This is a genomic window from Stenotrophomonas sp. STEN030, from assembly GCF_056759995.1.
The window spans coordinates 25057-35274 of sequence record NZ_JBRREB010000049.1; the positions used below are offsets into that span (position 1 = coordinate 25057).

Annotated in this window: 9 protein-coding genes and 1 pseudogene; 4 read left to right on the forward strand and 6 right to left on the reverse strand. The window is 64.7% G+C overall.

Annotation, left to right across the window (positions count from 1 at the left end):
- Window positions 1–29 precede the first annotated feature (29 nt).
- A complete protein-coding gene (locus ACVOLR_RS15860; RefSeq protein WP_481537297.1) occupies window positions 30–917 on the reverse strand; it encodes a LysR family transcriptional regulator in 888 nt (295 codons plus the stop codon).
- A 104-nt stretch (window positions 918–1021) separates the two neighbouring features.
- Between ACVOLR_RS15860 and ACVOLR_RS15865 the strand changes: the two genes are divergently transcribed.
- Both ACVOLR_RS15865 and ACVOLR_RS15870 read left to right on the forward strand, forming a co-directional pair.
- Entirely contained in the window at window positions 1022–2455 is a 1434-nt protein-coding gene (locus tag ACVOLR_RS15865) for an MFS transporter (RefSeq protein WP_481537288.1), read from the forward strand.
- On the forward strand, window positions 2452–3156 hold the full coding sequence (locus ACVOLR_RS15870; protein ID WP_481537289.1) for a DUF7716 domain-containing protein: 705 nt from the start codon (window positions 2452–2454) through the stop codon (window positions 3154–3156). Before ACVOLR_RS15865 ends, ACVOLR_RS15870 begins: the two co-directional genes overlap by 4 nt.
- A gap of 177 nt (window positions 3157–3333) precedes the next feature.
- Here the strand turns inward: ACVOLR_RS15870 and ACVOLR_RS15875 are convergent, their stop codons facing one another.
- From ACVOLR_RS15875 to ACVOLR_RS15890, 4 genes are read right to left on the reverse strand one after another with little or no spacing between them, the layout of a single operon-like run.
- Window positions 3334–4149 carry an N-formylglutamate amidohydrolase gene (locus ACVOLR_RS15875; protein WP_481537290.1) on the reverse strand — a complete coding sequence of 272 codons (816 nt, stop codon included), beginning with the start codon at window positions 4147–4149 and terminating at the stop codon, window positions 3334–3336.
- On the reverse strand, window positions 4142–4693 hold the full coding sequence (locus ACVOLR_RS15880) for an NUDIX hydrolase (protein ID WP_481537291.1): 552 nt from the start codon (window positions 4691–4693) through the stop codon (window positions 4142–4144). The genes ACVOLR_RS15875 and ACVOLR_RS15880 overlap by 8 nt, the downstream gene beginning before the upstream one ends.
- On the reverse strand, window positions 4690–5637 hold the full coding sequence (locus ACVOLR_RS15885; protein ID WP_481537298.1) for a 5'-3' exonuclease: 948 nt from the start codon (window positions 5635–5637) through the stop codon (window positions 4690–4692). Before ACVOLR_RS15885 ends, ACVOLR_RS15880 begins: the two co-directional genes overlap by 4 nt.
- On the reverse strand, window positions 5625–6200 hold the full coding sequence (locus ACVOLR_RS15890; protein WP_481537292.1) for a nitroreductase family protein: 576 nt from the start codon (window positions 6198–6200) through the stop codon (window positions 5625–5627). The genes ACVOLR_RS15885 and ACVOLR_RS15890 overlap by 13 nt, the downstream gene beginning before the upstream one ends.
- Window positions 6201–6511: 311 nt before the next feature.
- Here ACVOLR_RS15890 and ACVOLR_RS15895 point away from each other — a divergent pair, with 311 nt between their 5' ends.
- Both ACVOLR_RS15895 and ACVOLR_RS15900 read left to right on the forward strand, forming a co-directional pair.
- Window positions 6512–8821, forward strand: a complete 2310-nt coding sequence (locus ACVOLR_RS15895) for a DUF1631 domain-containing protein (RefSeq protein WP_481537293.1) — start codon at window positions 6512–6514, stop codon at window positions 8819–8821.
- Window positions 8822–8908: 87 nt separating this feature from the next.
- Window positions 8909–10012, forward strand: a complete 1104-nt coding sequence (locus ACVOLR_RS15900) for an NAD(P) transhydrogenase subunit alpha (protein ID WP_481537294.1) — start codon at window positions 8909–8911, stop codon at window positions 10010–10012.
- A 39-nt stretch (window positions 10013–10051) separates the two neighbouring features.
- Here ACVOLR_RS15900 and ACVOLR_RS15905 read toward each other — a convergent pair.
- Window positions 10052–10218: pseudogene (locus tag ACVOLR_RS15905) on the reverse strand (IS110 family transposase); the annotation flags it as partial.

Below are 10218 nucleotides of genomic sequence, written 5' to 3' on the forward strand. Positions count from 1 at the left end.
GCCTGTGTGGACAACGTGACATTGCCGTTTCACCATTCGCCGGCCAGCAATGCCTCTGCCAGAACCTTCAGCTTGGGTGATACCTGCCTTGACGGTGGATAGACCAGCGACAGTGCGCGGCTGCGTCCTTCATTGGCCTGCAGCACCCGCTGCAGGCGCCCATCGGCCAGGGCGTCGGCGACGGCGAAGTCCATCACCTGGACGATGCCGACGCCTGCCAGCGCGGCTTCCACCAGCGGGTCGCCGCTGTCGAACACCATTCGCGTCGGCGGGGTGAAGTCGTGCATCTGCCCATCCAGCGCCCGGAACTGCCAGTCGACCAAGCGTCCACTGCGCAGATTGCGCACCGCCAGGCAGGTATGTTCCTGCAGTGCTTCCACGGTTGCGGGCTGACCATGGCGGGCAAGGTAATCCGGCGCGGCAACCGTTACCCAACGCAAGGGCCGTAACGGGCGCGCCACCAGCCGTACGTCGCTGATCGGGCCGGTGCGCAGGGCTGCGTCAAAACCTTCTTCGGCCAGGTCGACCAGGCGGTCATTGAGTACCAGTTCGAACTGCAGTTGCGGATGCGCGGCGATCAGTTTTCCGGCCAAGGGCACCAGAACCTTGCGCCCGAACATCGAGGGCGCGGTCAGCTTCAGTACGCCTGAGGGAACACAGGGGCGATCTCCCAGCTGACGCTGTGCGTCTTCCAGTCCACTCAGCAGCGGCTGGCAGTGCTCGACGAACTGGCGTCCATCCGGGGTCAGGCTGACGTTGCGGGTATTGCGATGGAGCAAGCGTACGCCCAGCGACTGTTCAAGGCGGCTGATTGCCCGTGACAGGCCCGACTGGCTCAGCCCAAGCTGCCCTGCAGCTACGGTGAAGCTGCGGGCATCGGCAACCTGCACCAACATGCGTACGGCGTTGAGGTCCATGGCGTCCATTGATGCAAATTCGCATTACAGATATGTGCATATCCTGATTTATCTGCGCGACGTCATCAATAAGACTGTGCGCCCCGCGCTTCTGGATTCACGCAATGCAGGTTTCATCGTCTCCACCCTCCGCCACACTGCGGCTGGCGCTTGCGCTGCTGGCCACGGCACAACTGATCATCGCGCTCGACGCAACCATCATCTTCGTCGCCCTGCATGACATGGGGCGCGCGCTGCAGATCAATGCGCAGCAGCTGCAATGGGTGGTCAGCGCTTACACCGTCGCTTTCGGCGGCTGCTTGTTGCTGGGTGGCCGCGCGGCGGATCTGCTTGGCAAGCGGCGTTTCTATCGGCTGGGCATGGCTTTGTTCGCGTTGGCTTCGCTGGTTGGCGGCTTCAGCAGCAGCGCTTGGCTGTTGGTGGCGGCACGGGCGGTGCAGGGCATCGGTGCGGCCTTGCTGTTCCCGGCCACGTTGGCTTTGATCAATACGCTGTACGCCGAAGGTGCGCCGCGCAATCGCGCGCTGGCGATCTGGAGCATGGCCAGTGCCGGTGGTCTTGCATTGGGGACGCTGCTCGGTGGCGTGCTCACCCAGCAATTCGGCTGGGCATCGGTGCTGCTGGTGATCGTGCCGATTGCCGGGGCCTGTGCAGTGTTGGGTGGTTATTGGTTGCCAGCGGATGGCCCGCGTGCGCGCGGACGTTCCTTCGATCTCGCCGGCTGCTTCACCGTGACTGTGGGCGGTAGCCTGCTGGTCACCACCTTGGTACAAGGGCCGGAATGGGGTTGGGCAGCGCCGATAACGCTGGCTTGCCTGCTGCTGTCGTTGTTGTTGCTGGCAGCGTTCGTGCTGATCGAAAAGCGTAGTGCCGATCCGCTGATGCACTTCGCCTTGCTGCGGGTGCCGGGGCTGCGCGCAGCGATGTGGCTGACCATGTTGTTCATGAGCAGCTTCGGCGTGCAGTACTACTTCCTTGCGCTGTACTACCAGGATGGCTACGGCTGGAGTCCGTTGCAGGCGGGCATGGCGTTCCTGCCGCCGACCCTGGTGTGCACCGTAGGCATCCGTATCGCCGAGCGCATGCTGGCGGTGCGGTCGCCGCGGCAGGTGCTGGCGTGGGGATTGGCGGCGGGGGCAGTGGGTATCGCAGGCGTTGCTGCCGCCTTGCCGCACGGCGCGGCTTACTGGCCACTGCTGCCAGGCATTGTGCTGCTCAGCCTGGGCCAGGGCATGACGTGGACGGCAATGTGGATCGTGGCCGGGCAGGGCGTTCCTGCCGCGCAGCAAGGCGTGGCCTCGGGCATGGCGGCGACCGCGCAGCAGATCGGCGGCGCGTTGGGCCTGGCTGTGCTGGTGATGCTGGCCAATGCGGCGCGTGCAGCCGCGCCGGCCGACAGCGCGCAGGCGCTGCAGGGATTGGTCCATGCGCAATATGGCGCTGCACTGTTCGCCGCATTCGGTGTGGTGGTTGCGTTGCGTCTGCGGCCTGCACCGCTAGACTGCAGCTCCGCAGATTGCCAGCCCAGCGACGCATGATTGAACTGTTGGATCTCCGCCAGACCTTGGACAGCTTCGCCAGTTGCAATGACGATGATGAAGTCTGGGCACGCTACGGCTGGGTACATGCCAGTGATGGTGGTGCCTTGGACGCATCGTTCTGGCTGCCGGCCAGCGAAGCGGAAGCGTTCGATGAAGATGAACTGCCGACGGCGGCGCGTGCCTTGGGCTTGTCGAGTTTTCTGGAACCGGCGACTTTCGCCGATGTGCTCGATGTGCAGAAGCGCCAGCGCCCGCTATCGACGCTGGAGGACTACGCGGCGGCGCTGGACTACTACGCCGAGTACGACGCGTTCCTGCAGGTACCCGGTATCGATGAAGCCCTCGGCGAGGCTTCCGATGCGGAGCAGGCAGCAGCGCTGGCGATTGGTGTCGGGCCTGGTATCTACGCCAGTTTCAACGTGGTACTGGCGCAATGCCCTGCGCAACACGTGAAGGATGCAGCGCGGCAGGTGGCGGTGTTGTTGGCGGTATCGATTGGCGAGGCTTTGGCTGCTTGCCGCGATCTGCCGTTGTGTCTGGGTGAGCAGCTGGACCGGAAGCGCTGTGCCGGGATTGTCGCTACCTTCGATGCCTTGGGTGTGCCGTTGCAGGTGCAGGGCTACAAACCTTTTCCATGGTCCGACGTGCCAACGCCGACGCTTGTTGTAGGAGCGGCGCTGGGTGGCCTCGGGCCATAAGCCGCGAAGCTGGCAATGCATGATGCGAAGTACTGCTGTTGCTGGAACCAGCATCAGCTTCGCGGCTTATGCCGCTCCCACAAGAGAAGCAACAACCTGTAGTGCCGAGCCATGCTCGGCAGGGGCGTTACAAGCGCTACGTCCGAAACGCCACCAGCTTCGCGGCTTACGCCGCTCCTACAAAGTGGCGCAAGGTTTCTGCATGGCGAGCAGTGCAGGCTGCAAGCCGCGGAAAATCCGCTCCAGTCGCTCCGCCCACGCTTGCTGCCCAGCCGCATCGGCAATCAGGTCCTGGCGGATTTCCAGTTCCACGTGCATCAGGCCACGGCCTTCGCCATGTACCGGCACCGCATAGTCGCTGCTGCTGTTGACCGAATACGGCTGGTTGTCGCCCACCACCAGATCGCCTTCCTCGCGCAAGGCCTGCAGCAGCGCATGTGCAAAGCGGGTGTCCTGGTGATAGAGCACGCCAGCATGCCAAGGACGCTGTACGCCGTTCATTGCCGGGGTGAAGCTATGCATCATCACCAGCAGGGTCGGCACACCTGCATCGCGCCGGCGGTCCAGCTCGGCATCGATGCGCGCATGGTAGGGCGCATGGATCGCGTCGATACGCTGTTGGCGTTGCTGCGGATCAAGACTGAGATTGCCGGGAACAGCGGTGCCATCGCTGACTTCAGGAATCAGCGTTGGCGATACCAGCGGCCGGTTGCAGTCGATCAGCAGTCGCGAATAGGTCTGCTCGATTGCCCAGGCGTCAAGACGTTCGGCCAGAGCGCGGGTGGTGCCGGCGATGCCGATATCCCAGCCGATATGACGGTCCAGTTCGGCCTGCGGCAGACCAAGGTCCTGCAATGCCTGCGGTACGCGCTGGCCAGCATGGTCGGCCAGCAACAGGAACGGTGAAGCGCCGTGCGGGTTGTGCACCGTGAACACCGCCGGATCATCGGCGCCGAGCAGTGGTGTAACGTCGTGCAAGCCTGAGTCAGCCACGCGGGCGCCCATCCAGATGGTGTTCGATCATCCACAGGCCGGCCCACAGCTTGGCGTCCAGTTCGTAGCCCTCGCCCATCTTTTCCACCAGCCAAGCGGCGGCGCGCTCGCGCGGAATACTGTGCACGGTGATGTCCTCGCTGGCATCGCCGCCGCCATCGCCGACCTTGCGCAGGCCGGTGGCACGGACGAAGGCGATCTTCTCGCTGCTGGCGCCCGAGGAGGTGGGGCCGATCATCAGCACTTCGGCATGATCGGCGGTCCAGCCGGTCTCTTCTTCCAGCTCGCGTACGGCTGAAACCTCGATGGACTCGCCGGCATCGATATCACCAACCAGTCCCGCCGGCATTTCGATCGTGCGTGCCTGCAGCGGAACGCGGAATTGTTCGACGAACAGCACTTCATCATCCGGGGTGACCGCGATGATGATCGCGGCCAGGCCGCCGGCATGGGTACGCTCGCTGTATTCCCAGCTGCCGCGCACCAGCATGCGCTGGTATTTGCCTTCGTATACGACGCGGGGTTCGGCGGTGTTCTGGCTCATGCGAACTCGTTGGCTGGAGTGGAAGGGGATTGCAGGCCAGCTGCAGTCATCAGCCGGCGCCGGGTCATCGGGCCGAAACGCAGTGCCTCGCACAGCCCGCCGAGCATGTCGCCGTCGCCATTGGCGCGCACGAAGCCACCGGCAGGGTTGTGCAGCGGCGCGTTCAAGGCAACCGTGGTCAGCTGGCGGAACAACAGCGCCTGTTCGCGCTGCTCACGCAGCCGCACCGCCATGGTGGCGGCGCCGCGCAGGCGCAGGAATGGTACTTCGTCGATGCGCTCAAGCAGGGTGTCCATGCTGCCGAAATGGGCCAGCAGCACCGCCGCGGACTTGGCGCCAATGCCGGACACGCCAGGGATGTTGTCGACCGCATCGCCGCACAGAGCCAGATAGTCAGCCACCTGGTGCGCATGCACGCCTTGCCGTGCCTTCACCCCGTCCGCGCCCCAGCGCTGGTTGCGGGCGTAGTCCCACTGCTCGTCGTGTTCCAGCAGCAGCTGCGACAAGTCCTTGTCGGCCGAGACGATGACCCCGCGCAAGCGACCACGGCTTGCGTGCAGGGCGCTGCCGATCAGGTCGTCGGCCTCGTATTCGCGGTCAGCCAGCACTTCCAGCCCCAGCGCGGCACACAGCGCCTTGCAGTGGGCGAACTGGCGGCGCAGTTCATCCGGGGCCGGGTCGCGGTTGCCCTTGTAGGCAGGATAGAGCGCGTGGCGGAAGCAGCTGTCCAGCGCTTCGTCGAAGGCCACGGCGATATGTTGCGGGCGCTCGCGTTCGAGCAGGTCGAGCAGGAAGCGAGCAAAACCGTGAACTGCGTTCACCGGCCAACCCTGCGCATCCTGGAACTCGTTGGGGATCGAATGCCAGGCGCGGAATACATACAGGCTGGCGTCAACCAGATAGAGCGGCTTCAGTGGCGCGTTGGCAACGCTCACGGCTGCCAGTCCTGCAGCAGCGCTGCCGGATCGGGCCGCTCGCGGTCAGGGACGGCAATCTTCGGCGTGCCGATATGGATGAAGCCGACGATCTGCTCGTTGCTGGCCAAGCCCAGATGGCGGGCGACTTCCGGGTCGCTGGTCATCCAGGCGGTCAGCCACTGCGCGCCGAAGCCAACGCCCTGCGCGGCCTGCAGCAGCGCAAAGCAGACGCAGCCGGCGGTGAGCAGCTGTTCCTGCGCGGGCACCTTGGGGTTTTCCTGCAGGCGGGCGATCACGGTGATGATCAGCGGCGCGTGGGAGAAGCGCTGGCGGTCCTTCTCGACTGCGGCTTCGGCCGCATGCGGGTCGCGCTGGCGGCTGCGCTGGGCCAGGAATTCACCCAGCGCATGGCGGGCCTCGCCCTGCAGGCGCAGGAAACGGAACGGCACCATCTTGCCGTGGTCTGGCACGCGCACGGCCGATTGCAGCATGCGCAGCTGCGTGGCGTGGTCCGGCGCTGGCTCGCCCAGTTGCAGGGAGGGCACCGAATGGCGCTGATCCAGCGCTTGCAGGAAGCAGTTGTCGGACATGGGTCACGGGGGCTGAGGCGGCTATTGATTATAGACGCCGCCGATGTACCGGCCCCTTCGCGCTGGCCGGGGTCAGTTTTGTGCGCTGCGTTGTGTGCCCTGAACAAACCGTGGGTCGCTAATAAACGCTGGCACGCTTAGCATTGCTGGTATTGAGGCGAAGCGATCATGAGGTGGGAAATGCGCACTGCATCACTTACCCTGTTCATCTTCTCCGCCTACCATGCGCGTGCGGATTCAGGGGCCGCGTCTGCATTTCCTAAACCGTTTATCAGAAGAGCAGCGCCTGTAAGGGTGTGGAGCCTTTGCGCATGATGTCCAGTCCGCATCCCGCCGGTCAGCCCGGTCGTAACCAGAACCTGCTTGGCGTGGCCCGCGAGGCTGCCTTGCCTGTGCTGTCGCAGGCTTTTGCCAAGGTGTTGGCGGGGTTTGACGATGCCTTGTTCGACCGCGCCGAGACGGCTGGCCCGTCGCAACTGGCGTTCCTGGATGGCATGCGCGAGCTGCGCCGCCGCCGTGATGAAATCTCCCGTCGCTTCGACTCGCACCTGCAGCAGGCCTGGGCCGCGCTGGACGCGGGTACCCCGCAGTCGGCCGAAACCGTGCTGGCGGGTCAGAGTGACGGCGGTCTGAGCCTGGTGCCCGAACACATTCTTGAGTCACGCCTGGCCGTGCGCAATTTTGCGACCGTGCTGCTGCGCGACTGGAAGCAGGTATTGCTGCGCATCGATCACCGCCTGGCCTGGGTGGCCGGGGTGCCTGCGCTGGATGCCGATACCAACCCGATCGGCCCCGAGCATATCGGCGTTGCGGTTCACGAGGCGTTCTATACCTGCGACCTGACCGCTGAAGTGCGGCTGGTGCTGTTCAAGCTGTGCGAGCGTGAGTTTGCCGCCGGTATCGGCAAACTGTACGAGGCGGTGGACGAGCGTCTGGCGCAGGCCGGTGCGGCACCGGAGATCGCCACACCGCGTCGCACCAGCGCGCAACGGCCCTTGGCCGAGCAGCTGGCGCAGGCAGCACAAGAAGACGAGGACGGATTTGATCCGGGCCACGCGCCGATGTGGGCGCGGCGCTTTTCCGAGCGCTGGACCCAGCGCCGCGGCAGCATGGCCGGTCAGGCTGCTGCTCAGGCAGCGGCAGGTTTTGATGCCGAACAGGCCTACGGCAATCCACAGAACATGGTGCTGGAAGCACTGCACGAGCTGCTGGCGCAGAGCCGGCAGACCCGTGAAGGCGCCTCCGCGTCTTCGGCGGACCCGGGGCAGGGCGGCGCTGGCCATCAGCGTTCCTTGAACCAGCGCGAGATGATGTCGGTGTTGTCGCTGCTGCAAGCCACCCCCAGCGCAACCCTGCGTGCGGCGGTGGGTGAGGATGGCGAATCACTGGCACAGCGGCTCAAGAGTGAAGTGCTGTCCGGGGCGACGCGGCTGGGTGTGGACCCGCAGCAGACGCATCTGGACCCGCAGGACGAGGATGCGATCGATCTGGTCGGCATGTTGTTTGATGTGATGCTGGACGAACGTGATCTGGAAGGCCGCTCGCGTGAGTTGATCGGCCGGTTGGTGGTGCCCTTCGTCAAGGTCGCCATGCTCGACCGGCGCATGTTCGTGCAGAAGACCCACCCGGCGCGCAAGCTGCTCAATTCGCTTGCCGAGGCCTGCGAAGGCAATGCCGGCGAAAGCCAGGCCGAGCGCGCGCTGATGGGCAAGGTCGAAGAAATCATTGAAAGGCTGACCGCCGAGTTCAACGAGAACCTGGCGATCTTCCTGACCCTGGAAGAAGAGTTCAGGGACTTCCTGGCCCAGCATCGGCGCCGGATTGAAATCACCGAGCGCCGCGCCGCCGAAACCCAACGCGGCCAGGAAAAACTGGAAGTAGCACGCAACCGTGCCACCGCCGAGCTGGACAAGCGCGTTGCCGGCGTCGCCCTGCCCAAGGCCATCGAAGACTTCCTGCGCCAGCCGTGGAATCACCACCTCACCCTTACCCTGCTGCGCGAAGGCGATGAAGGTGAAGGTGTGAGCGAAGCGTTGAAGCTGGCCGACGATGTGTTGGAAGAAGTAGTCGAGGCGCGCCGTCATATCGTCGGCAAGCCGTGGCTGCAGTCCAGCCAGCCGGGCCTGCGCAAGGTGTTTGCCAGTGTTGGCCTGCATGGCGACGGCGGCACTACCGCGATCGATGCGCTGCACGACACTTTGCAGTCCATTGCTGAGCTGCGTCCGGAACTGGAGCGCGCGCTGCCAGAGCTGCCACAGGTTGCCCTGCCGACGCCGCCCGCGCCGGAAACACCGGCCATCGAGTTTGGCAGTGCGACCAAGGCCGAAGACTTCGACGACACCGATGCCGAGCGCTTCCGCAGGATGGAGATCGGCACCTGGCTGGATTTCATCGACAAGGACGGCAAGATGCAGGCCGGCAAACTGTCGTGGGTGAGCCCGATCTCCTCGCGGCTGTTGTTCGTCAACCGGCGTGGCATCCGCTTCTGTGTGGCCTCGCCGGAGGAACTGGCGGTGATGGTGCGACTGGAACGCCTGCGTCCGCACGTGGATGACGGCGCCTTCGACAGCGCCATGCAAGGTGTGATCGACCGCCTTGAGCCGCAGGGCGCAGCGCACTGATTGCAAACCGGCAGGCCAGGGCCTGCCGCACAGGGCACCGGCTTTGCTACGATCCGGCGGTTGATCCGCTGCGCATCGAGGACTGGAATGGCCGTAGATGTCTTGGTATTGAAGGAAACCGCTGAAGGTGAGCGACGCGTCGCCGCCACGCCGGAAACGGTGAAAAAGCTTGTTTCAGCCGGCGCGCAGGTACACCTGCAGGCTGGCGCAGGTACGGCCGCGGGCTTCCCCGATCAGGCCTATGTGGATGCAGGTGCACAGCTGGGTGACGCGCTGGAAGGCGCGGATCTGTTGTTGTGCGTGCAGGCGCCATCCTTGCCCACCATTGCCCGCCTGAAGATTGGGGCAGTATTGGTTGGTGGCGTGCAGCCTGAAGCCGACCCTGCGCGCGCGGCAGCACTGCAGGCGCGGCAGCTACAAACGTTTCCGTTGGAACGATTGCCGCGCACCACCCGTGCGCAGGCGATGGACGTACTCAGCTCGCAGGCCGGCATGGCCGGCTACAAGGCGACCTTGATCGCCGCGCAGCTTGCCCCGCGCTTCTTCCCGATGCTGACCACCGCTGCCGGCACCATTCGTCCGTCCAAGGTATTGATCGTTGGTGCAGGTGTTGCTGGACTGCAGGCAGTTGCCACCGCCAAGCGTCTGGGTGCTGCGGTAGAAGGCTTCGATGTACGCCCGGAAACCCGCGAGCAGATTGAATCGCTGGGCGGAAAGTTTCTGGACCTGGGCGTCAGCGCGGCAGGTGAGGGCGGTTACGCCCGGCAGCTGACCGACGAAGAGCGTGCCGAACAGCAACGCCGCCTGGCCGAGCATCTGAAAGGCGTGGATGTGGTGGTCTGCACCGCTGCCGTGCCGGGGCGTCCGGCACCGAAGATCGTCAGCGCGGCGATGGTGGCGGGCATGCGCCCGGGCAGCGTGATCGTCGATCTGGCCGCAGAAACCGGTGGCAACTGCGAGGCCACCCAGCCGGGCCAAACCATCGAGGTTGGTGGGGTGACGGTTGCTGGCCCGCTCAACCTGGCCAGCATGGGTGCGGTGCATGCCAGCGAGATGTTTTCGCGCAACGTCTACAACTTCGTGGCCTTGTTCCTGAAGGACGGTAAGTTGTCGTTTGACTGGAACGATGAGCTGCTGGCCAAGACAGTGTGGCCGCAGCGCCCGGCCGGCGGCGAGATCCCGCCGGTCTGACTGGCAGGGATGGGTAGAGCCGAGATCCTATGTTCGCGGTCAAGCCTGCTGGAAGCAGGCTTGACCTACTCTCAGCATGGTCGGATCGAAATTCTGGCCGCTCTTGAAGACACCCCACGCGATTCTGGCCAGCTTTCTAGCCAGGATGTTGAAACTGGCGGTGCTGCTGTGGCCGCGCTCACGGATGGCGGTGTAGAGGGGTTTGC